This window comes from Bradyrhizobium sp. CSS354 (genome assembly GCF_029051725.1).
GTDB lineage: Bacteria > Pseudomonadota > Alphaproteobacteria > Rhizobiales > Xanthobacteraceae > Bradyrhizobium.
In genome coordinates this window covers 346,006-369,415 of sequence record NZ_JAACFU010000006.1, presented here as the reverse complement: position 1 = coordinate 369,415, position 23,410 = coordinate 346,006, and the positions used below count along the sequence as shown (strand labels likewise).

Annotated in this window: 20 protein-coding genes; 4 read left to right on the top strand and 16 right to left on the bottom strand. The window is 63.6% G+C overall.

The features are described 5' to 3' along the window. The first annotated feature begins 20 nt into the window (after positions 1-20). The 3 genes from GWG67_RS17395 to GWG67_RS17385 are packed head-to-tail and all read left to right on the top strand — an operon-like array spanning position 21 to position 3,408. Positions 21-1,544, top strand: coding sequence for an ABC transporter substrate-binding protein (locus GWG67_RS17395; protein WP_275170488.1), 1,524 nt, complete (start codon positions 21-23; stop codon positions 1,542-1,544). A 31-nt stretch (positions 1,545-1,575) separates the two neighbouring features. Next, complete coding sequence (locus GWG67_RS17390; protein WP_275170487.1) at positions 1,576-2,517, top strand: ABC transporter permease; 942 nt, start codon at positions 1,576-1,578, stop codon at positions 2,515-2,517. A 3-nt stretch (positions 2,518-2,520) separates the two neighbouring features. Then, positions 2,521-3,408, top strand: coding sequence for an ABC transporter permease (locus GWG67_RS17385; protein ID WP_275170486.1), 888 nt, complete (start codon positions 2,521-2,523; stop codon positions 3,406-3,408). On the opposite strand, the gene GWG67_RS17380 is transcribed toward GWG67_RS17385, so the two are convergent. The 9 genes from GWG67_RS17380 to GWG67_RS17340 form a co-directional block, all read right to left on the bottom strand. After that, positions 3,405-4,151 carry a hypothetical protein gene (locus GWG67_RS17380; RefSeq protein ID WP_275170485.1) on the bottom strand — a complete coding sequence of 249 codons (747 nt, stop codon included), beginning with the start codon at positions 4,149-4,151 and terminating at the stop codon, positions 3,405-3,407. The genes GWG67_RS17385 and GWG67_RS17380 overlap by 4 nt on opposite strands. A 9-nt stretch (positions 4,152-4,160) precedes the next feature. Beyond that, entirely contained in the window at positions 4,161-5,411 is a 1,251-nt protein-coding gene (locus GWG67_RS17375) for an adenylate/guanylate cyclase domain-containing protein (RefSeq protein WP_275170484.1), read from the bottom strand. Continuing rightward, on the bottom strand, positions 5,408-5,797 hold the full coding sequence (locus GWG67_RS17370) for a response regulator (protein WP_275170483.1): 390 nt from the start codon (positions 5,795-5,797) through the stop codon (positions 5,408-5,410). Before GWG67_RS17370 ends, GWG67_RS17375 begins: the two co-directional genes overlap by 4 nt. Further along, positions 5,794-7,842, bottom strand: a complete 2,049-nt coding sequence (locus GWG67_RS17365) for an ATP-binding protein (RefSeq protein WP_275170482.1) — start codon at positions 7,840-7,842, stop codon at positions 5,794-5,796. Before GWG67_RS17365 ends, GWG67_RS17370 begins: the two co-directional genes overlap by 4 nt. 132 nt (positions 7,843-7,974) lie before the next feature. Further along, positions 7,975-11,070, bottom strand: a complete 3,096-nt coding sequence (locus GWG67_RS17360) for a MexW/MexI family multidrug efflux RND transporter permease subunit (RefSeq protein ID WP_275170691.1) — start codon at positions 11,068-11,070, stop codon at positions 7,975-7,977. A gap of 76 nt (positions 11,071-11,146) precedes the next feature. Then, complete coding sequence (locus GWG67_RS17355) at positions 11,147-12,340, bottom strand: efflux RND transporter periplasmic adaptor subunit (protein ID WP_275170481.1); 1,194 nt, start codon at positions 12,338-12,340, stop codon at positions 11,147-11,149. A gap of 1 nt (position 12,341) precedes the next feature. Then, positions 12,342-13,043, bottom strand: a complete 702-nt coding sequence (locus GWG67_RS17350) for a TetR/AcrR family transcriptional regulator (RefSeq protein WP_275170480.1) — start codon at positions 13,041-13,043, stop codon at positions 12,342-12,344. Between the two features lie 134 nt (positions 13,044-13,177). Then, complete coding sequence (locus GWG67_RS17345) at positions 13,178-13,768, bottom strand: thiamine pyrophosphate-dependent enzyme (RefSeq protein WP_275170479.1); 591 nt, start codon at positions 13,766-13,768, stop codon at positions 13,178-13,180. Next, positions 13,765-14,319 carry a phosphonopyruvate decarboxylase gene (locus tag GWG67_RS17340; RefSeq protein ID WP_275170478.1) on the bottom strand — a complete coding sequence of 185 codons (555 nt, stop codon included), beginning with the start codon at positions 14,317-14,319 and terminating at the stop codon, positions 13,765-13,767. Before GWG67_RS17340 ends, GWG67_RS17345 begins: the two co-directional genes overlap by 4 nt. Positions 14,320-14,426: 107 nt before the next feature. On the opposite strand from GWG67_RS17340, the gene GWG67_RS17335 reads away from it, so the two are divergent. Continuing rightward, positions 14,427-15,647 carry a cytochrome P450 gene (locus GWG67_RS17335; RefSeq protein ID WP_275170477.1) on the top strand — a complete coding sequence of 407 codons (1,221 nt, stop codon included), beginning with the start codon at positions 14,427-14,429 and terminating at the stop codon, positions 15,645-15,647. Between the two features lie 137 nt (positions 15,648-15,784). On the opposite strand, the gene GWG67_RS17330 is transcribed toward GWG67_RS17335, so the two are convergent. The 7 genes from GWG67_RS17330 to GWG67_RS17300 all read right to left on the bottom strand — a co-directional run bounded on the left by GWG67_RS17330 (position 15,785) and on the right by GWG67_RS17300 (position 23,375). After that, on the bottom strand, positions 15,785-16,648 hold the full coding sequence (locus GWG67_RS17330) for a sugar phosphate isomerase/epimerase (RefSeq protein ID WP_275170476.1): 864 nt from the start codon (positions 16,646-16,648) through the stop codon (positions 15,785-15,787). Further along, on the bottom strand, positions 16,648-17,853 hold the full coding sequence (locus GWG67_RS17325) for a dihydrodipicolinate synthase family protein (protein ID WP_275170475.1): 1,206 nt from the start codon (positions 17,851-17,853) through the stop codon (positions 16,648-16,650). The genes GWG67_RS17330 and GWG67_RS17325 overlap by 1 nt, the downstream gene beginning before the upstream one ends. Before the next feature lie 135 nt (positions 17,854-17,988). Continuing rightward, entirely contained in the window at positions 17,989-19,140 is a 1,152-nt protein-coding gene (locus tag GWG67_RS17320; RefSeq protein WP_275170474.1) for a Gfo/Idh/MocA family protein, read from the bottom strand. Next, a complete protein-coding gene (locus tag GWG67_RS17315; RefSeq protein ID WP_275170689.1) occupies positions 19,137-20,534 on the bottom strand; it encodes a hypothetical protein in 1,398 nt (465 codons plus the stop codon). The genes GWG67_RS17320 and GWG67_RS17315 overlap by 4 nt, the downstream gene beginning before the upstream one ends. Before the next feature lie 130 nt (positions 20,535-20,664). Continuing rightward, positions 20,665-21,495 (bottom strand): ABC transporter ATP-binding protein, encoded by an 831-nt coding sequence (locus GWG67_RS17310; RefSeq protein ID WP_275170473.1) that lies wholly within the window; start codon positions 21,493-21,495, stop codon positions 20,665-20,667. 14 nt (positions 21,496-21,509) lie between these two features. Then, complete coding sequence (locus GWG67_RS17305; protein ID WP_275170472.1) at positions 21,510-22,502, bottom strand: ABC transporter substrate-binding protein; 993 nt, start codon at positions 22,500-22,502, stop codon at positions 21,510-21,512. 63 nt (positions 22,503-22,565) lie between these two features. Next, the gene (locus GWG67_RS17300) at positions 22,566-23,375 is read right to left on the bottom strand and encodes an ABC transporter permease (RefSeq protein WP_007593901.1); all 810 of its coding nucleotides are present in this window, start codon (positions 23,373-23,375) and stop codon (positions 22,566-22,568) included. Between the last annotated feature and the right edge of the window lie 35 nt (positions 23,376-23,410).

The following is a 23,410-nucleotide window of genomic DNA, read 5'->3' as shown; positions in this document are numbered from 1 at the left end:
TAAAACAGAGGTTGAGAGCGATGAGTCCTATGCGTTTGGCACTCCTGGCGTCGGCATTGCTGACGTCGCTCATAGGCGCGGCCCAAGCCCAGGCCCAGGCCCAGACCACGCTTCGCATCGGCATCGCCGAGGATCCTGACATCCTCGATCCCAGCATCGGCCGCACCTATGTCGGCCGCATCGTGTTCTCCGCCTTCTGCGACAAGCTGTTCGACATCGACGAGAAGCTCAACATCGTGCCGCAGCTCGCGCTGTCTCATGAGACCTCGGCCGACGGCAAGGAGATGACGGTCAAGCTGCGGCCCAACGTGAAATTCCACGATGGCGAGCCGCTCGACGCGGAAGCGGCAAAGTTCTCGATCGAGCGTCACATGACGCTGCCGGGTTCGTTCCGCAAGTCCGAGCTTGCCAGCGTCGACCACGTCGAGGTCGTCGATCCCCTGACCATCAAGCTGGTACTCAAGACGCCTTACTCCCCGCTGATCGCCCAGCTGACCGACCGTTCCGGCATGATGGTGTCGCCGAAGGCCGCCAAGGAGGCCGGCGACAAGTTCGGCCTGCATCCGGTCTGCGCCGGTCCCTACAAATTCGTCGAGCGCGTGCAGCAGGACCGCATGGTGTTCGAGAGATTCGCCGACTACTGGAACAAGGACAACATCCATATCGACCGCGTCGTGTTCCTGCCGATCGTGGACGCCACGGTGCGCCTCGCCAACCTGAAGTCCGGTGGGCTCGATCTGATCGAGCGCGTGCTCGCCACCGACATCAAGGACGTGCGCGCGGATTCGCGGCTCGTGCTGTCGACGGCACCGGAGCTCGGCTATCTCGGCCTCACGGTCAATATTGGCAACGACAAGAGCAAGGGGCCGCTGAGCCAATCGGCGAAGGTCCGCCAGGCGCTCGATCTGTCGATCGATCGCGAGGCCCTCAACCAGGTCGTCTTCAACGGCGAGTTCACGCCGGGCAATCAATGGGTCAGCCCCACCCATCCCTACTACCAGAAAGCGTTTCCGGTTCGTGGCCGCGACATCGCGAAGGCCAAGGCGCTTCTGAAGGAAGCCGGCGTCACTTCGCCAGTGACAGTCGACTACATGATTCCCAAAGGCGCGGAGAATGAAGCCGTTGCCCAAGTCGTCCAGTCGATGGCCGCGGAAGCGGGCTTCGATATCAAGATCCGCGCGGTCGAATTCGCGACCACCTTCAAGCAGGCCCAGGCCGGCGAGTTCCAGATCTTCCAGATTAACTGGAGCGGCCGCATCGACCCAGACGGCAACTCCTATATCTTCATGCGCAGCAAGGCACCGCAGAACGATGGCGTCTATTCGAATCCGGAGACCGATAAGCTGCTGGAAGAAGGAAGGCTGACCGCCAATGTCGCGGAGCGCAAAGCGATCTACGAAAAGATGGCCAAGATCCTGCTCGACGATTTGCCGATCATCTACATCTACCACCGCACGCTTCTGATTGCGCACACGACCAGGCTCCAGGGTTATAGGCAGATGCCCGACGGGCTGGTGCGCGTGGTCGGGCTGAAGTTCAAGTGAGCACGGCGTCGCCTGACATGCGGCCGGCGCCATGCTGAATTTCCTCGCCCGCCGCATTGCGCAGATCGTGCCGACACTTTTCTTCGTGTCGGTGCTGATCTTCTCGCTGCAGCAATTGTTGCCGGGCGATCCGGCCCTGGTGATGGCCGGCGAGGAGCGCGATCCCGCCGTGATCGAGCAGATCCGCCAGCAATACCGGCTCGATCAGCCGATCCCCGTGCAGTACGTCTACTGGCTCAAGGGAGTCCTGACCGGCAATTTCGGAGAGTCGCTGCGCAACAAGATGCCGGTGCGCGAGCTGATCGCGCAGAAGCTGCCGGTGACGCTCCAGCTCGGCTCGATGGCAATGTTGATCGCGCTCCTGATTGGCATTCCCGCCGGCATCGTCTCCGCCGTGAAAAAGGGCACCGTCTGGGACTATGGCGCCAATTTATTCGCGCTGTGGGGCATCTCGACGCCGAATTTCTGGCTCGGCATCATGCTCATCTTCCTGTTCTCGATCGAACTCGGCTGGCTGCCGGCGTCCGGTTACGTACCGCTGACCGAGAACTGGCGTGCGAGCCTCGCCGCCACCATCATGCCGGCCTTCGTGCTCGGCAACGCGATTTCCGCGGTCCTGATGCGGCACACCCGGAGCGCCATGCTCCAGGTGCTGGAAAGCGACTACGTCCGCACCGCACGCGCCAAGGGATTGTCCGAACGCTCGGTCATCCTCAAGCACGCCATGCGCAACGCACTCACGCCGATCATCACGCTCGGCGCGCTCGAGCTCGGCACGCTGTTGTCGGGGGCGGTTCTGACCGAGCAGATCTTCTCCATTCCCGGCTTCGGCAAACTGATCGTGGATGCCGTGTTCAACCGCGACTACGCGGTGGTACAGGGCGTCGTGCTGGTGACGGCGACGGTCTACATCGCGCTGAACCTGGTTGCCGATGTCGCCTACATCCTCGTCAATCCGCGGCTGCGGGGCTAGACCATGACCGATGCCGCCCTGCCCGCCGCTCCCATCGCGCAAGCTGACGAGCTGGACAGCCCGGCGCGGCGCGCCCGGCGGCGCCTCTTCAAACGCAAGGCCGCAGTGTTCGGGCTTGTCATGGTCACGTTGTTCGTCGGCCTCGCGCTGCTCGCGCCGCTCGTCATGCCCTACGATCCCGTCGCGACGAGCTGGAGCCTGGTCCGGAAGCCGCCCACTGCGGCGCACTGGTTCGGCACCGACGAGCTCGGTCGCGACATTCTGAGCCGCGTCGTCTACGGCGCGCGCGCGTCGCTGCTCGCGGGCCTCATCTCGGTCGCGATCGCGCTGGGCGTTGGCGTTCCGCTCGGCCTGCTCGCCGGCTATCGCGGCGGCTTCGTCGATGCGCTGATCAGCCGGATGACCGACGCGATGCTGGCCTGCCCATTCCTGATCCTGGCGATCGCGCTCGCCGCATTCCTCGGTCCGAGCCTCGGCAACGCCATGATCGCGATCGGCATCTCGGCAACCCCGATCTTCATCCGCCTGACCCGCGGCCAGGTGTTGAACGTCAAGGCCGAGGACTATGTCGAGGCGGCGCGCGCACTCGGCAATCCGCCGTGGCGGATCGCGTTCTCACACATCCTGCCGAACATCCTGCCGGCGCTGCTGGTGCAGGCGACGCTGTCGATTGCGGCCGCCATCATCGCCGAAGCTGCGCTGTCCTTCCTTGGCCTGGGCCAGCAGCCGCCGGCGCCATCCTGGGGCAGCATGCTCAACGCAGCGCAGCGCTTCCTGACCCAGGCGCCCTGGATGGCGCTCTGGCCGGGCCTTGCGATGTTCCTCGTGGTGCTGTCGCTGAACCTGCTCGGCGACGGCCTGCGCGACGCGCTCGATCCGCGCCAGCGCTAGATCACGAACTCGCGCATCACGCGGCGGCAATCCATCTCGTATTCGAGATCGACCACCGGCGGCCGGGCATAGTGCCAGGTCAGGCCGGACCGTAACGCCCCGCGGCGGACCAGCTCGTCGACCAGTGCGTGGTGGAAGTCGTGCACGGAATACGCCTGCACGCCGGTCGTGTCCTTCCAGCCGAAGCCGAAGGCCGTCATCCTGTTTTCCATCTGCGATGTCGTCGTATAGCGCACCTTCTCGCGAAGGCCTTCCGGGCTGAGGTCGCGGTAGCGCACGGTGCGCTCGACATAGGTCCCACTGCCCTCGCGCGCCTCGGCGCCGCCGGCGATCACGAAGCTCGGCATCTTCGAGCCTGTCGGCCGCGTGAAGGAGAACGCATAGAACGACGGCTCGGCCGGCGGGTCGATCTCTGGACAGACATTGCTGCGCGCCACCGGATTGGTAGTGCCATCGAAGATGTCCCATTCGGACAGCGTCTTCACATAGTGCAGGTTGAACGCGCGAAAGCCTTCCTCGCTGAAGGCCGCGGGCGAGCGCAGCTCGCAGGCGCAGAACGCCGTCAGCGGCCGTCCCGCCTCCTGAATATACTTCGCGGCAAGCGCAAACCCTTCCGCGAGCGGCACCAGGCGGTCGAAGCGGACGCGCTCGATCTCGTAGCCGTCGTCCGCGGCCGCACCGGCCGAATACTGGAATACGGACGGAATGAAGCGGTAATTGCCGGCGGAGAATTCACCAATCATATCGGATTCCTATTCCAGTTGCATGCGAATGCCCTTGGCGCCATTAAGCAGGCGCTTCAGGTGAAAGCCGGCCAGCGTATCGTCGGCATGCATGCCGACCAGCGCGGCGAAGGCCGGCATGGCCGCGGCATCACCGGCCGCCATCTTGGCAAAAGCCTCGGAATACAGCGCCGTTTCCGGCGCAGCGAATTGGGCCGGCGTCAGCGGCTCGAACGCGCGCAACGGTTCGCTGCGTCCACGCAGCATCAGCTCCCCGACGGAACGACCCCGAAATTTCTCAGCCGCCTCGGCGATGCCGGCACTGACGCAAATCCGCGTGCCCAGATGCTTGTTCGCGGTTTCCAGTCGCGCCGCGATGTTGATGGAGTCGCCATACGCGGTGTAGTCGAAAAACCGGTTGCCGCCGAAATTTCCGACCAGCGCCGGCCCGGCGTGAATGCCGATGCGGGTGGTACCGAAATTCACGCCTCTCACCTTCCAGCGCGCGGAAAAATCCTCCGCCCAAGCGTCGAGATCGTGCGCACAGGCGACCGCGCGCGTCGCATAGTCCGGCTGATCCCCGGGCGCGTTGAAGAGCACCTGGATTGCATCGCCGATGATCTTGGCAACCGTCCCCTCATGCGCGAAGACGATCTCTGTCATCCCGCCGACATACTCGTTGAGAAGCGCGCCCAGCGTCTCCGGCGGCGCACTCTCGACCAGCGAGGTAAAGCCGGTAATATCAGTGAAAATGGTCGCGATATCGCGCCACTGTACTTCGATCCCCCTGCCTTCGCTCCCTGCCGCGAGACGCTTGGCGAGCTCGGGCGAGAAATGACGCGAGAGCGCGGCGTGAGCGCGCTCGGCTTCCGCCTGGCGGCCTCGCACCTCTCGCAGCATTTCGATGTGGCGGATAGTCTTCTGGATCGTCATCTCCAGGTCGGCGAAATCGATTGGTTTGGTCAGGAAGTCGAACGCACCGCGGTTCATTGCAGTGCGGATATTGCTCATGTCGCCATAGGCCGACACGATGATGGTGGACTTCTTGTCTTCGGCTTCCTGGAGCTTCGCCAGCAGCGACAACCCGTCCATCCTGGGCATGTTGATGTCGGAAACTACCATGTCGACATGCGGGTTCTGCTCGAGCGATTGCAGCGCTTCGAGGCCGTCGCGCGCGAACATGATCGTTACCGACCCATCGCGAATCTGCCTACGGAATTTTTGCAGGACCAACGCCTCGAGATCCGGCTCGTCGTCGACGAAGAGGATGGTCGCGGTCATGCGGCTTGCTCGAGCCTCGTGTCGATTTCCTGCCGCAGCAGCGCGAAATCGATCGGCTTGGTCAGAAGCCCGACTGCGCCACGCTCGATCGCCTTCCGACGCGTCTCGGCATCTCCATAGGCGGTGATCATGATGACGGGAACGTCAGGATGCGCATCACGTACCTTCGGCAGCATGTCGAGCCCGCTCATGCCGGGCATGTTGATGTCGGACAGAATCAGGATCAACGAGGGATCGCGAACCTCGGCGGCGAGCTTCAGCGCATCGGGCGCGGACGGCGCGAATTCCATCTGGAAGCGGCCGGTGCGCAAATCGCGCCGGAACTGCTGCCGGAACAGCGCCTCGACGTCGGGCTCGTCATCGACGACCAGAATATAAACGTTCAAGTCTTGCCTCCGGAAGTGTCGCCCGCCGCCATCATGCGCGGCAGGGTGATGATGAATTCGGTGAACACACCGGGCTCGGTGTTCACGTCGATGGTGCCGCCGTGCTGATTCACCACGATGTCATGGCTCATGGAAAGGCCGAGCCCGGTGCCCTCGCCGGCCGGCTTGGTGGTGAAGAAGGGATTGAACATCTTCTCCCTCACCTCCGACGGGATCCCGGTGCCATTGTCGCGAATACGGATCTCGAGCTTGTCGCCGAGAGTTTTGGTTGCCGCGCGCAACGTGGGCTCGAAGGCGTCTGCGGCGCTCTCCTTGCGCTTGACGGTGGCGTAGAAGCCGTTCGAGATCAGATTGAGGAAGACGCGCGTGATTTCCTGCGGATAAACATCGACCATGCCCGCGGCGGGGTCGAAGCCGCGCTCGATTGTGACGTTGAAGCCGGGCCTTTCGACACGTGCGCCGTGATAGGCGAGATTAAGGCTCTCCTCCAGGATCGCGTTGATATCGCTGGGGCGATGCTCGCCGGAGCCCTCGCGCGAATGCAGCAGCATGTTCCTGACGATAGAATCGGCGCGCTTGCCGTGCTGCACCACCTTTTCGAGGTTGCTCCTGAGCATGCCGGTCAGCTCGTCGACCTCCTCCTTTGTCTTGCCGTCGAGCGAGGCCCCTTGCAGCGCTTCGTTGAGCTCGTCGATCAGCTCCGTCGACACCGCCGAGAAATTGTTGACGAAATTGAGCGGGTTCTTGATCTCGTGCGCGATCCCCGCCGTGAGCTGGCCGAGGGACGCGAGCTTCTCGGTCTGGATCAGGCGGTCCTGCGCAGTGCGAAGATCGTCGAGGGATTGCCGGAGTTCTGCGGTCCGCTGCTCCACCTTGTTCTCGAGGTCTGCATACGATTCCTGCAGGCGCTCGCCCATGTGGTTGAACTGGTCTGCGAGACCCTCGAGCTCGTCACCGGTTCTGATCGAGATGCGCTGGGAGAAATCGCCGCTGCCGATGCGCTCGGCGCCGCTCCGCAGCGCCTGGATCGGCCCGACCATGCGGCGCGCGAGGAATATCCCGGCGAGCACCGCGAAGATCGACGCCGCGAGCAGCACGAATGCGAGCCGTTCCAACGCGGCATAGAGCGCCGCATAGGCCTCCTCGACCGGGAGCTCGACGAACATGGTCCAGTGCAGCGGCGCGATCGGGGCCGATGCGGTCAGCACCTTCTGTCCCTGGAGATTGCGCGCTTCGGAAAGCGCGTCGAGCGTGGCGCTGCCTCCGGCAAGCGCGGCGCGCACCTGGGTGAGACCAGACATGTCGGTGTTGCGCAGGACCAGGCTGATATCGGGGTGCGCGATCAGGCGTCCTTCCGGGCCGACCACGTAGGCGTGTCCGTGCTCGCCGACCTTGATCTGGGACACAACGTCCCAGATCAGCTTGAGATTGACCTCCGCGATACTGACGCCGGCATCCTTGCGCGACCCGGCCTGGGCCAGGGTCATGTACGGCTCGGACTCCCTGCGAAAATAGACCGGACCGTAAAAGACCTTGTGCGCGACCGCCTCGGTGAACTTCGGATCGTCCGACAGATCGATGCCGCTGTCGATCGCGTCCATGGCGAGCCGCGAGACCCGCAGCCGCTCCCTGCCGGTCGCATCGACCTGGGCGAGCTCGGTGACCGCGGGGACTTGGCGCAGCAGCCGCAGCGCATCGAACCGGCGCTGCTCGATCGAGCCCGCCGACCACGGCAGCTGCGTGGTCCAGCCGAGCTGGCTCTCGATCTCCTTGACGAACTGACCGATCTTGGCCGCGGCCGCCTCCGCCTGTTCATGCTGAACCCGGATCAGAGCGGACTTGTGCTCGCGATAATAGAAGAAGACCTCGAACAGCCCGTTCGCCAGCAGCGCGATCGCGACGACAGCCACGAACAGCGCGACATATTTGGTGAAGAGCCGGCTCTTGATCCCCTGCCCTGGCGTCGTGCCGGACGCGACGGCAACCGGCGCCGCGCTTGGCAGCGTCCTGGCTTGCGGGGTGTCGGGGTGGAGGGAAAGGCTCATCCCGCCGAACCTAGCAAGAAGACCGGACCTTGTCTCTCGCGAGCGGGAAAGGCTAGCCGACGCGCCGGAGGCAATAGAAAAGGGCGGCAGCGGATTGGCCGCTGCCGCCCTCGGGTTCCTTGATTTGCGGCCTCAGGTCGGCCGGAGCGCCTTGGAGCCGAGGTCCAGATCGTTGACCTGCTTGTTCCGCTCGGAATCGGCCGCCGCGCGATGGTCGGTCGCCAGCACCACATAGACCGCCGGCAGCACGAACAGCGTGAACAACGTGCCGATCGACATTCCGGCGACAACCACCAGACCGATCGAGAAGCGGCTGGCCGCGCCTGCGCCGGTCGCGGTCAGGAGCGGGATCAGGCCCGTCACCATCGCTGCCGTGGTCATCAGGATCGGTCTCAGACGAATGCGAGCCGACATTTCGATGGCGGAGCGGCGATCGAGCCGCTCGTTGATCTGGAGCTCGTTGGCGAACTCCACCATCAGGATGCCGTGCTTGGTGATCAGGCCCACCAAGGTCAGCAGACCGACCTGAGTGTAGATGTTCATGGTCGCCACGCCGAAGAATAGCGGGATCAGCGCGCCAACGATCGCCATTGGCACCGAGATCATGATCACCAGCGGATCGCGCAAGCTCTCGAACTGCGCCGCCAGCACCAGGAAGATGATGATCAACGCGAAGCCGAAGGTGATCGCGAGCTGGTTGCCTTCCTGCACATATTGCCTGCTGTCAGCCAGATAATCATGGCTGAAACCTTGCGGCAGGTTTTTGGCCTCGCTCTCGAGGAAGTCGACCGCCGCACCCACGGTCACGCCGGGCATCGGCACCGCCGAGAAGGTCGCCGAATTGAGCTGATTGTAATGTGTCAGCGAATTCGGCTCGGTCTTGGTCTCGATCGACACCACCGTCGAGAGCGGAAGCTGCTGGCCGGTGTTGGTGGTCACATAGTAGCCGGCAAGAGATTCCGGCGAGAGCCGCTGGCCGCGCGGCACCTGCGGGATGACCTGATAGGATCGGCCTTCGAGGTTGAAGCGGTTGATGTAGTTGCCGCCGAGCAGCACCGCCAGCGAGCTGCCGAGGTTCTGCATGCTGATGCCGAGATCCTGCGCCTTGGTGCGGTTGATCGTCACCTTCACGTTGGGCTGGTTGTAGGCGAGATCGCTGTCGGAAACGATGAACATTCCGCTCTTGCGGGCCGCAGCCTTCAGCTTCTCCATCTGCTCATAGACAGTCTGGAAACTGGCGGTGGAGTTGATCACCATCTGCACCGGGAGGCCGCCTGGGCCGCCTGGCAGCGGCGGCAGGTTGAATGCGAACGCCTGCACGCCCTCGATCTTGGAAAGCTCGGCCTGCACCAGCGACTTCAGCTGGATCGACGAACGCTTGCGCTCCTCCCACGGCTTCAGCAGCATGCCGGCGATACCGCCCTGCGGGCCGTTGATGCCGTTCAGCACGAAGCGCAGATCGGTCTCGGGGAATTTCTGGAATTCCTTGTCGAGCTTCTCGCCGTAAAAGTCGACGTAGTCGATGTTGGCGTATTTCGGCGCCTTGGTCACCGCGAACACGATGCCCTGGTCTTCCTCAGGCGCCAGCTCCTTCGACGTGTGCATGTAGAGGAAGCCGACGAGCCCGAGGATGGTTACCGCAAACAGGCCGGTGATGGCCTTGTAGTCGAGCGAGCGGTCGAGCCTGCGCCCGTACCAACGCGTCAGTGCGCCAAACACCTTGTTGACGAGCTTGGCGAAGCGACCCTCTTCTGTGTTCTTCAGCAGCACCGAGCACATCATCGGCGACAGCGTCAGCGCGATCACGCCGGACACGATCACCGAGCCCGCAAGCGTGAAGGCGAATTCGCGGAACAGCGAGCCGGTCAGGCCGCCGAGGAAACCGATCGGCGCGTACACGGCCGCGAGCGTGATGGTCATCGAGACGACGGGACCCACGATTTCGCGCGCGCCTTCCAGCGACGCCTGGACCGGCGTTTTCCCTTCCTCCAGATGACGATGGATGTTTTCCACCACGACGATGGCGTCGTCGACCACGAGGCCGATCGCGAGCACCATCGCGAGCAGGGTCAAGAGGTTGAAGCTGAAGCCCAGCGCCAGCATCAGCGTGCAGACGCCGATCATCGACAGCGGGATGGTGACGACGGGAATGATGACCGAACGGAACGACGCCAGGAACAGGAAGATCACCACGATCACGATGATCACGGCTTCACCCAGCGTCTTCTCGACCTCGTCGATCGAGGATTGGATGAACTTGGTCGAATCGTAGGCGACCTTCATCTTCATCGACGGCGGCAGATTGCGCTCCAACTCGGGGAATAGCGCCCGCACGCCCTTGACCAGCGTCAGCGGGTTGCCCTGCGGCGTTGCCTGCACACCGATAAAGATCGCGTGCTCGCCGTTGAAGGCGACGCTCGCGTCCGTGCTCTGGGCCGCAAGCTCGACGGTGGCGATGTCCTCCATCCGCACGAAGCCGCCGTCCTTGGCCTTGACGATCATCTTCTTGAACTGGTTGACGTCGGTCAGGCCGGTATTCGTCGAGACGTTCGAGACGATGAGATAGCCCTTGGTCTGTCCCGCCGCGGACTGGAAGTTGTTGGCGGTGATCGCGGTCGCAACATCCGCAGGCGACACGTTGCGGCCCGCCATCTTCAGGGGATCAAGCCACAACCGCATCGCAAAGGTCTGGCCGCCGAGAATGTCGGCGGAGGCCACGCCATCGACGGTCGACAGCACCGGTTGCACAACGCGCGTCAGATAGTCTGAGATCGCCGAGCCCGACAGCTCTTCGGACGAGAATCCGAGATACATCACGGCCGTGGTCTGGCCCGTGGTCTTGGTGACGATAGGGTCGTTGGATTCCTTCGGGATCAAATATTTGACCGAGTTCGTCTTGGCCAGAACCTCGGTCAGCGCCTGGTTCGGATCGAAATTCAGCTTGATGTAGACCTGGATCGTCGAAGTGCCGAGCACCGAGGACGAGGTGATGTAATCGACGCCTTCGGCGGAAGCGACCGCCTGCTCGATCGGGGTGGTGATGAAGCCCTGGATCAGGTCCGCGGACGCGCCCGGATAGACGGTCGTGATGTTGATGACCGTGTTCGACAGCTTCGGATATTGCCGAATCGGCAGCGTCGTCGCCGCGCGCAGGCCGATCAGCAGGATCAGCAGGCTGACGACGACCGACAGGACCGGGCGTTTGATGAAAATATCAGTAAAGCGCATCGCGGCGATCTCGATTTCTTTGACTTGCAAAGCGCATGACCCGGCCGTGCCGGATCATGCTGCAACGTGTACGATGTCAGTAGCGCGGCGGCTGCGCCGGGATCTGCGGAGCCGGGTCGGTCGAAATCGACACCGCCGCGCCCGATTGCAGCTTGAGCTGGCCGACGGCGACGACCTTATCGCCCGGCTTCACGCCCTTGACGATTTCGACGCGGCCTTCGACCCGGTTGCCGGTCTGCACGAAAGTGCGCACCGCGCTCAGGCTGGTCTTGCCGTCAGCTTCCTTCTTCTCGGTGATCACGAACACCGAGTCGCCGTAGAGCGTGTAGTCGACCGCTGTCTCCGGCACGGTGACCACGGCCGGCTTGTCCGGCAGCACCACCGTCGTGGTCACGAACATGCCGGGCTTCAGGATCTTCTCCGGATTGGAGATGGTCGCCTGCACGCGGATGTTGCGAGTGTCGGCCGAGATCTGCGGCTCGATCGTGGTGATCTTGGCGTCGAAGGTGCGGCCGGGATAGGCATCGACCTTCAGCCGGACTGGCTGACCGACCTTGAGATTGCCCGAGTCCTTTTCCGTCACCGTGAAGTTGGCCCACAGTTCCGACAGATCCGTCAGCGAGACGATGGCCGTGCCGGCGGTCAGATACTGGCCGACCTCGACCTTGCGGACGCCAAGATCGCCGGAGAACGGCGCGCGGACCAGCTTCTGCGAGATCAACGCTTCGGTCTTGGCGATACCCGCCAGCGCCTGATCGTACGCGGCCTGCGCGGTGTCGACGGTTGCCTGCGGGCCGAACTGGCGCGACGCCAGTTGCTTGGCGCGGTCGAGCGACAGCTGTGCGACGGTGGACTGCGCCTTGTAATTGGCAAGGTCGCCCTGCTCCGGTGCATCGAACATCTGCACCAGCGGCGTGCCGGCCTCGACATGCGTACCCGGCTCGAACTTGATCTCGGTGACGCGGCCGTTGACGTCGGCGCTGACGTCGACCTGGTGCACGGCGGACAGCCCGCCGACGGCGGTCAACAGATTCGGCACCACCTCGGACTTCGCCTCGGCGGCGCTGACCGCGACCGGCGGCGGCTTGTTGTTGGCGAAGAACTGCTTGATCATCTGGCCGCGGAAAAAATTGAACCAGACAAGGCCACCGACGAGCACGGCCAGAAGCGTGCCGACGATGATGAACCAGAGCACCGGCCGGACCGGACGCTTGGGAGCCTTGTTGTCGATGGGTTCGCCCGAAATCTTGTGTTCGGTGACGATGTTCATGTCATGCACTCTCTGCAATCGCCGTCTTGTCCGCACACGCGGCCTGATCGCGGCCCAAATGCGCAGCAATTGCGGCGTCGTTAAGTCCGATACCCCTCAGGAGAAACTCACAGAGCTGCCGCTCGAGGTCGTTCGCCTTGCCGTAAGCGAGACACGGCGTGGCCGGCAGCCTGGTCAGCGCAGCCGTCATCACAGTGTGATGCGCAAACCAGAACAGGTTGAGCGGTTCGCCGTTGTATGGCCGCGCGTCCCTCGCGGCAACCGCACGCTCGAGCGAGGCGACGAAGGCCGCCCCGATCAGCGTCTCGATCTTGGCATATAGCAAACGCGCGAATTCGCCATCATCCAAATGGCTCGTGGCCATCAATCGCAGCCGCTGGGCCTCTTCCTGGTCGGGCCCGTCGGCGATGTGCATGAAATGCCCGACCATGCCGCGGATCACTTCGACCAACGTAGCAGTCGACGGCTCGCGTTCGAGCAGCTCCATGAGCGCCGGGTCCGCCTCGCATTCGTCACTGAGAATTTCGGCGTAAAGCGCGGCCTTGGACGGGAAATGCTTGAACAGCAGCGCCTCGGAAATGGCAGCGGCGGCCGCCACGCTCTTGGTCGTGGTGCCGGTATAGCCGTGTCGGGCAAAGCAACGCTTTGCGGCGCCGAGGATCAATTGACGCCTCAGGTCGCTCGTCATACGCAATGAGCTCATGCTAGTGAGTAAGCACTCACCCACGCAAAAGTCAAGCACTATGCTGCATCGCAACCTGAGTGCGTTGTAATTTCAGTGGAAATTCGCCGCGCCCACACGGCCTCCGTGCAGGACGGAGGCGCCGGAAGGATCGCCTAGATCGGCTGGAAGCCGAGGTCGCCGCGAATCCGGTTGAGAATGTAAGTCCCATCCCGGCTCGGCAAAATCCGCTCCAGATTGGTGCTGTCGATCTTCACATTTGCAAGGCGCGGCCCGGCCGTGACGTCGTGGACGGCTTTGGCGAAGGCCTCGACCTCGGCCATGGTCGTGACAGACCGGCTATCCCCGATGCCGCAGGCCCGGGCGACGCCGACGAGGTCGGCAGCGACGGAGGTGTGGCTGGTCTGGCCGCCGGTCTCGCCATAGGCCTCGTTGTCGAGCACCGCGATCGAGAGGTTGGACGGCTTCTGGAGGCCGATGGTGGCAAGGCTGCCCAGGCCCATCAGCATCTCGCCGTCGCCGGTGATGACCAGCACCGGCAATTTCGGCTGCGCCAGGGCAAGCCCGAGGCCGATCATCGCCGCCCCGCCCATGCCGCCCCAGAGATAGAAATTCCGGGCATGGTCGCCGGCCGCGCACATATCGTTAGTGGAGGCGCCGAGGCCGCCGATCGCAACCACATCCTTGCGGTCCGCGAGAAGCGTGGTCACCACCTGACGCCGGTCGAGGAGATTGGCTTTGCTCATTTAGTGAAAACCTTGGCGCCGATCAGGCGCTGCGACAGCAGGACGGCGGTGGGCGTGAGCGCGTTATAGGCCTGCGCGGCCGCCGCCTCGAGCACGGCCGGCACCTCGGCTGCGGTCGAAGCGCGCAGCACCTTGACTCCCGAGAGTTCGAATACGCCCTGCGTGGTCGATCCCATCGGCACCTGCCACGGATTGAACTCGCCCCACTCACCACGCATGGTCACCAGCGTGAGGAAGGGAAAGCGCAGGATCGGGATCAGCGACAGCATGTTGATGCAATTGCCGACCCCGCTCGACTGCATCAACAGCACGCCTCGCTGCCCGCCGGCCCAGGCGCCCGCCAGCAGCGCTACGCCCTCCTCCTCCGTCGTCAGCGAAATGCCACGCATCGTCGACGAGGCCAGCACGCGCTGGATCAGCCTCGAATGGCCGGCGTCGGGCACGTAGGGCACCTGCCGGACGTCGAAGCGTTGCAAGGTCGCGAAAATATCGTCGGGCCAATGAGTGCTGGACTCGGCGGCCGTGTCGGCAGCGTCAGCGCGGGCGTGCATTTTCCTGTCCGGTCGGCTTGCAAATCACGATTCGACTGTAGACGGTGAACCGAGCCGCTCAAAAGAGCGAATACAGCATATCGGACTCAACCGGCGAGTATGGCGGCATGAACGCAAGTGCGAACGAACTGGCGGCCAGTTTCGATCTGGAGAAGCTGACGCCGGAATTCTACGACGATCCCTACCCGACCTATCGTGCACTGCGGGAGAACGAGCCGCTCAAGCGCCTGCGCAACGGCACCGTGTTCCTGACCCGCTATGACGATCTCGTCACGACCTACAAGAACACAAAATCGTTCAGCTCGGACAAGAAGCGCGAGTTCGCGCCGAAATACGGCGACACCCCGCTCTACGAGCACCACACCACGAGCCTCGTCTTCAACGACCCGCCGGCCCATACGCGCGTGCGGCGCCTGATCATGGGCGCGCTGTCGCCGCGCGCGATCGCGGGGATGGAGCCTGATATCATCAAGCTCGTCGACGGCCTGCTCGACGCCATCGCCGCCAAAGGTGATTGCGAGCTGATCGAGGACTTCGCCGCATCGATCCCCATCGAGGTGATCGGCAATCTGCTCGACGTGCCCCATGACGAGCGCGCGCCGCTGCGCGACTGGTCGCTCGCAATCCTCGGTGCCCTCGAACCGGTGGTGTCGCCTGAAGTCGCCGCCCGCGGCAACAGGGCCGTGACGGATTTTCTCGCCTATCTCGAAACGCTGGTCGCACGCCGACGAGCGAAGCCCGGCAACCCCGAACGCGACGTGCTGACGCGCCTGATCCAGGGCGAGGACAACGGCGAGCGGCTGACCGAGAAGGAGCTGCTGCACAACTGCATCTTCCTGCTCAATGCCGGCCACGAGACCACCACCAACCTGATCGGCAACGGCCTCGTAGCGCTCGACCGGAATCCGGATCAGAAGCGGCGGCTGATCGACCACCCCGAGCTGATCAAGACTGCGGTCGAAGAGATGCTGCGCTACGAGAGCTCGAACCAGCTCGGCAACCGCATGACCACGGAGCGGGTCGAACTCGGCGGCGTCATGCTCGATGCCGGCACGTCGATCACGCTGTGCATCGGCGCTGCCAACCGCGATCCCGCGCAGTTTCCGGACCCCGAGAGATTCGACATCGCGCGCACGCCGAACCGGCATCTCGCCTTCGCCACCGGCGCGCATCAATGCGCCGGCATGGCGCTGGCGCGGCTGGAAGGCGCCATCGCGGTCTCACGCTTCTTGGCGCGCTTCCCGAACTATGCCGTAAGCGGACGCCCGGTGCGGGGCGGACGGGTGCGGTTCCGCGGCTTTCTGAGCGTGCCTTGCGCGATCGGCTGAGGCCTCACAACAAAAAAACGCGAAAACAACCCCATGCACAGTAGAAGGTTACCGGCGCGGCATGCCCCGGTGATCCCGCGTAACCATTTGACGTCTCAGGCCATCGGCGCCGCTGCGCGCAACAAATTCCGGAAGGCCTAAACCACCGTCTTGTGCCGCGCGATGCAGGTTTGCAGCACCTCATCCATCGGTTTGCTCCACCAGTCGTTGGAGAAGATTTCGATCTCCGAATAGCCGGCAAAGCCCTGCGCCTCGACCGCTGCACGCACGGATTTGATATCGATCACGCCATCGCCCATCATGCCGCGGTCGTTGAGAATGTCCTTGGTCGGCACCAGCCAGTCGCATACATGGAAGGCGAGCAGGCGATCCTGCCCGGCGCGCGCGATCTGCCCCATCAGCTCCGGATCCCACCAGATGTGATAGACGTCGAGCGCGACGCCGAGCATGCCGCTGCGATCACGATCGAGCCGGTCGCAGATGTCGAGCGCCTGCTTCGCCGTGTTGACGCAGGCACGGTCCGCCGCATAGGCCGGATGCAGCGGCTCGATCGCCAGCGGCAGCTTGGCCTGTTTGGCATAATCGAGCATATCAGCGAGCGCTTCCTCGACCTGCGTCCGCGCGCCCGCGATGTCCTTCGACGCTTCGCTGCCCGGCCGCGAATATTGCGGCAAGCCGCCGACGACGAGCACAATGCAGGGTGCCCCCAGCGCCTTGGCTTCGTCCACACAGCGCCGGTTGTCGTCACGCACCTCGCCCCGCCGCGATGCATCCGACGTGAACATGCCGCCGCGGCAGTAGCCCGATAGATCGAGGCCGGCCTCGCGCACCGCGCGGGCGGCGCGGTCGAGGCCGACGGCTGCGACCTGGTCGCGCCAGGGGTCGATGGCACGGATGCCGTGCCTGGCACAGGCGTCGATGATTTCGACGAGGTCACCCCGCTTGCGGATCGTCGCCGTGTTCAGCGACAGCCAGCGATGATCGGACGAGAAATCACGCATCAGGATTCGATTCCGTGCGTTGAGAGCACCGCCTTCATCCGCCGCGTCGCCAACTCCGGATTGGCGAGCAGCCCGGCCTTGTCGGCCAGCCGGAACAGCTCGGCCAGATGCAGCATCGAGCGCGTGCTCTCCTGCCCGCCGACCATGGTGAAATGGTCCTGGTGGCCGTTGAGATAGGCCATGAACACAACGCCGGTCTTATAGAACCGCGTGGGCGCCTTGAAGATGTGCCGCGACAGCGGCACCGTCGGCCCCAGTACGTCGTGGAAGCCGGCTTCGTCACCCGCTGCCAGCCGCGATAAGGCGTAGGACGCCGCCGGCGCGATCGCATCGAAGATGCCGAGCAGCGCGTGCGAAAAGCCCTGTTCGTCGCCGGCGATCAGCTCCGCATAATTAAAATCGTCGCCGGTGTACATCTTGATACGCTTGTCGAGCCGCCTGCGCATGTCGATCTCGCGTTGCTTGTCCAGCAGCGAAACCTTGACACCGTCGACCTTGGCGGCGTTGCCGTTGATGATGGCGACCGCAATATCCATCGCCTTGTCGAGATCGCTGGTGCCCCAATATCCCGTCAGCGCCGGATCGAACATGTCGCCAAGCCAGTGGATGATCACGGGCTCGCGAACCTGCGACAGCACGCGGTCATAGACCTTTGCGTAATCGTCGGCGTTGCGGCCCAGCTTCGCCAACGCGCGCGACGCCATCAAAATGATGCGGCCACCGACCTTCTCGACCGCCGATATCTGCTCCTCATAGGCGCGGATCACGTCGTCGAGATTCCTGGCGTCCTCGACCGCGAGATGGTCCGTGCCTGCTCCGGAAAACACCAGCGCGTTGCGTCGCTTGGCCGCGTCGACCGAGCGCGTGATCAGCTCCAGCGAGGTCGGCCAGTCCAGCCCCATGCCGCGCTGCGCGGTGTCCATGGCTTCGGCGACACCGAGGCCGAGATCCCAGACGTGCTCGCGGAAGGCGATGGTCTTGTCCCAGTCGACGGCAGCGGACAGCCACGGGTCGTTGTCGGCGAAGGGATCGGTCACGGTGTGAACGGCCGAGAACGCGATGCGGTTCAGCGGGCCCTCGAGCTTTGCAGGAAAGGTGCGCGATGCAGCAAGCCGGTAGGTCTCGATCGAACGATCGGCCTTCGGCAGCTTGAGCGACAGAGACGACGTTGATGGGACGGGCTTGGGCTGGACGGGCTTGTTCATGATTTCAGACCTCTTCCCGTCATTGCGAGGAGCGAAGCGACGAAGCAATCCAGACTCTCGCCGCGGAGGCATTCTGGATTGCTTCGCTTCGCTCGCAATGACGGCTCAATAACATCGACACTTATCCAATAGACCTCAGACCTTGATCGGGGCGACGTCGATCCAGCGCCGCTCCTTCCAGCTCTTCAGCGCGCATTCGGCGAGCTGCACGCCCTTGACGCCTTCGAGCAGCGTGAACTTGTAGGGCGCATCCTCGTAGACGTGGCGGATGAACATCTCCCACTGCTCTTTGAAGCCGTTGTCGTAGCTGACGTTGTCTGGCAGCTTCTGCCAGTCGCCGTAGAAATCGTGCAGCCGCTTCTCGTCGGGATTCCACACCGGCCGGGGCGTCGCCTGCCGCGCCTGGATCATGCAGTCGGAAAGGCCTGCGACGGCCGAGCCGAGCGTGCCGTCGACCTGGAAGGTGACGAGATCGTCGCGATAGACGCGCGTCACCCAGGACATGTTGATGTGGGCGATGGCGCCGCCCTTGAGCTGGAACGTCGCATAGGCGGAGTCGTCGGCGGTCGCCTTGTACTTCTTGCCCTGCTCGTCGAAACGCTCGGGAATGTCGGTGTTGCCGATGCAGCTCACGCTCTCGACCTCGCCAAAGAGATTGTCGAGCACGTAGCGCCAGTGGCAAACCATGTCGAGAATGATGCCGCCGCCGTCCTCGTCGCGGTAATTCCATGACGGCCGCTGCGCCTCCTGCCAGCCGCCCTCGAACACCCAATAGCCGAACTCGCCGCGCACCGAGAGAATGCGGCCGAAGAAGCCGGAGTCGCGCAGGAAGGCAATCTTCTTCAGGCCGGGCAGGAACAGCTTGTCCTGCACCGTGCCGTGCTTGACGCCCTTGGAATTGGCGAGCTTGACGACCTCGAGCGCCTCCTCGAAATTGGTCGCGATCGGCTTCTCGCAATAGACGTGCTTGCCGGCATTGATCGCCTGGGTCAGCAGCCCGGGGCGCGCCTGCGTCGTCGCTGCGTCGAAGAACATGGTGTCGTTCTTGTCGGCGAGCGCGGCGTCTAGATCGGTGGTCCAGCGCGTGATGTTGTAGCGCTTGGCGAGCCCCTCCACCTTCTCGGCGCTGCGGCCGACCAGGATCGGATCGGGCATCACGCGGTCGCCGTTCTTCAAGCGGACGCCGCCCTGCTCCCGGATCGCGACGATCGAGCGGATCAGATGCTGGTTGAGGCCCATGCGGCCGGTGACGCCGTTCATGATGAGGCCGAGGCGTTGGGTGGTCATGCCGATTGCTCCTGAAGTGATTTTGGCTGTTCGAGCGAGCGCAGCGCCGACCAGTCCGGATGGACCGACGTCGCAAAGCCCGTTGTGTGAAGCGATCCCGTCAGGAGATCGCCGTTGTGAATGTTGAGGCGGACGCCCTGCCCGGCATCGGCATAGAGATCGGGGTGCGCGGCCGCGAACGCCTGGGCCTCCGCGGCGGGCGTGTCACCGAAGCCATCGACATAATGGTGGCCGTTGCGCTCGGCATGAGTGATGCCGATGAAGGCGCCGAGCGCGAGATCCTGCTGCACGGCAAGCCCGGCCTGGCAGGTCAGGTCCTCGCCGGTGACGAAGAACTTCTCGCCGCCCGCGCTCCATTTCGCCGCGCGCGTCGCGTTGACGATGGATTTGTAAAGCCCTTTGCAGGATTTCGAGGAGATGCCGTGATAGCCGAGCGCGCGTGCCGCGGGAAACGCGTCGTAGGAATCGTCGGCTTCGTCGATTATGAAGCCGCGCGCCGCGAGCGAGCCGAGCGGCGACTGCCTCGTGACATCGCGCGGCATCGGCTGCTCGACATAGAGCAGCCTGGATGAAATCGACCGCAGCGCGGGGTCATGGTCGAGCCGGTCCATCAGTTCCTGCAACGCCGCGAGATCGGCATATTGCTCGTTGGCATCGAGCGTCACCTCGTAGTCATGCTCCAGCGCATCGAGTTCCTTGCCAATGCGCGCCAGCCGCGCTGCATCGGCGACGGGATCACCCGACAGCTTCAGCTTGAAATATCTTGCACCGGAGTTCTCGTGGGCATCTGCAACTCCGCCCTCGCCCTCAACGGTGTCGTGGAGGCCGACGGTATGCCTGACGGCAACACGCGACAGCGGCTTCCGGCCGGATAGAAAAATCGTGAGATCGGTTTCCTTCAGGTCGGGCGAAAGCCGCGCATCGATGCCGGCGATGTTGCCGGCCATGCCGTCGAAAAAATTGGTCTCGGCGGCGCGGAGCAGCGCGTCGAGGATCGCCTTGTCGATTTCCGCGGGGCCGTAAGTCGCGGCAAGCGCCGGAATGTTCTTTTTCGCACAAGTTGCGACCTGGGCGCCGATGCAGGAGGCATGCAGATCGAATGCCCTCAAAAATCCGGTTCGCGCAAGATAAAGCCCCCGTGCGATCTCCAGCGAGCGGCGCAAATCATCGACGGTCTGGACCGGCGAAAGCTCCGGCCGCTTGTCGAACCATTTTGGCACCAGCAGCTCGGCGCTGGCGCCGACCGCCGATCCCCTGCCCTCGACCTCGATCTCGACCCGCACGTAGAGCTGCGGCGTCGCGTTGATCGTGATCGCGCCGAAGCGGAACGGCCGCGCGAAATGCACGGGTCGTTCGAAGAAGGTGATGTCTCGCAACTTCAGGCGCACCGGCATGGTCCTAGGACGGTCGTCATGCCCGGGCTTGTCCCGGGCATGCACGTTCTCTCTCGCGCGGGGCAAGGCGTGGATGGCCGGGACAAGCCCGGCCATGACGCTCCGGAATTCAGAGCTGATCCCATCGTCCCTAATCCAGCGCCCCTTGGGAAAAGAAATGCTTGCGGATGCGCTGCACCAGCTCGGTGAAAACAGGATCGGCCATCACGTCGAGCGAACGGGGGCGCGGCAGCGGCACGTCGTAGATCGCGGCGACCGCGCCGGGCCGCTCGGTCATGACCAGCACGCGGTCGGCGAGGAACACGGCCTCGGGGATCGAATGCGTGATCAGCAGAACCGTCTTCCGGGTTTCGCGCTGGATCCGCATCAGCTCGACATTCATGCGCTCGCGCGTCAGCGCATCGAGCGCGCCGAACGGCTCGTCCATCAGCATGATCCGGGGATCATGCACCAGGGCGCGGCAGATCGAGGCGCGCTGCTGCATGCCGCCGGAGAGCTGCCACGGCAGCTTCTTCTCGAATCCTTCGAGCCCGACCATCTTCAACAGCGCCTTGGCACGGTCGAGATATGTCTGGCGCGGCAGCCGCTTCATGTCGATCGGCAGCATCACGTTGGACAGGATGTTACGCCACGGCAGCAGCAGCGCGTTCTGGAACACGATGCCGACATTGCCGTGCGGCGCCGTCACCTTCTCGCCCTCGACCAGGATCTCGCCCGTCGTCGGCGGCAGCAGTCCCGAGATCAGCTTGAGCAGCGTGGACTTGCCGCAGCCGGATGGGCCGACCACGACGAAGAACTCGCCGTCGTTGATATGGAAGTCGAGCGGCCGCAATGACGGCACATCGCCGTCGCGCGTCCGATAGGTCTTCGACACGCCGGACAGTTTGATGCCCGACGCATCGCCGGCAGCCCGGTCGCTCACCAGTCTCAGATGCGCGGCTGGCTGCAGGGTTTCACTCATGTTCGCCGCAGCTTTCACGAGCCGCTCTTCGGCAGATAGTCGTTGGTGTAGAACGCCTTCGGGTTCTCCTTGGCCTTGGCATCCAGCCCGCCATATTCGACCATCAGGTTGACCGTATCAGTCATGTTCTGATCGGTGACCTGGAACGGCCGCTTGGTCTTGGTCTCCGCGGTGCGGTAGAGCGGAATGGTCAGCTCAAAACCCTGCGTCAGCGTATCGATCTTGCCGCCCTTCGGGTTGGCATCCAGGATCGACTGCGCTGCCGCCTTCGGCTCCTTCTCGGCAGCCTCGACCGCCTTGGTCGTCGCCGACATGAAGCGGCGGACGAGGTCGGCATTGGCTTTCACATAATCAGTGTTGGCGATGATGCCGGAGGAAACCATGTTGATGCCGTAGTCGGCGAACTTGATCGGGTAGACGTCCTTGCCGGTGGCGTCCTTGATCTTCATCGACTGGTCCATGACGTAGCCGAGCAAGAGATCGGCCTGGCCGTTGATGACCGCGTTGAGCTTGGTCTGGCCATCGCCGGCAACGGTCTGGAAGTCGCTCTCCTTGAGACCGGTCTTCTTCAGGAACAGCGGCCAGATCTGCGTCATGGAATCGGCCGGCGTGATCGCGACCGTCTTGCCCTTGATATCCTCGGGCTTCCTGATGTTCTTGTCGGCAAAACCCATCGCGGACATCGGGCTGGTCTGGAGCAGCACGCCGGTCGCAACCACCGGCGCGCCCTTGATCGCGGCGCGCATCATGGTGGGCACGTCGACATAGCCGAAATCGGCGGTCTTGGCGGCCACCGCCTGCGTGGTCGCCGCCGAGCCGCGGCCTTCCTGGATCTCGAGGTCGATGCCCTCGGCCGCGTAGATGCCCTTGGCCTTGCCGTAATAGAACGGCGCGTGCTCGCCATAGACATACCAGTTGAGCATCAGCACGACCTTGTCGGCCGCTTGCGCCGGCATGGCCGCAAACACCATCAGCGCCGCCGAGACAGCTCCTATCCATCGCTTCATCATCACTCTCCCTTGTCGCTGTTGCGTCGGCCGTTTGGCGGCCGCTCGTTGCTTTGGTTGTTGTTAAGAGGCGAAAATCACGTCCTCGCGCTGGCTGACATGCCAGGGAATGACCAGCTTCTCGATCCGGTCCACGATCCAGAACAGGATGACGCCGAGCAGCGCGAGGATCACGAGCGCTGCGAACATCGTCGGCAGGTCGAAGGTTCCGATTGAGCGTTGCATCACATAGCCGATGCCGGAATTGGAGCCGACGAACTCGCCGACGACGGCGCCGACCACGGCGAGCGTCACCGACACTTTGAGGCCGGAGAAGATGGCTGGTAGCGCATGCGGCAGGTTCACCGCACAAAACACCTGGAAGCGGCTGCCCTGCATGGCTCGGGCGAGATCGACCATATCCGGATCGACCGACTTGAAGCCCTGCACGGCGGAGACCACCACCGGAAAGAAGCCGAGCAGAAACGCCGAGATCACCTTGGGAATGATGCCGAAGCCGAACCACACCACGAACAGCGGCGCGATCGCAATCTTCGGCACGGATTGCGAGAACACCAGCAGCGGATAGACGTAGCTCTCTACTGTCTTGGAGCCCGCAATCAGCATCGCGATGGGGATACCAAAAAGCGCCGAGAGCGCGAAGCCGCAGACGGTCGCATAGGTCGTCGGCCAGGACTGGCGCAGCAGTTCCGGCCAATCGGTACGCAGCACCGCAATGACATCGCCCGGCGACGGGATCTGGTAGGCGGGAATCTTGAACAGCCGGATCGCGAGATCCCAGGCCACGACGATGAACACCAGGAACAAAAACGGCCGGATCCAGGCCGCGTTCAGCATCTTGGACACCGCACTCTGCGGCTTCAGCTCAGCCACGTCTCACTCCCGGCAGTCTTGTTCGTTGCCGAGAA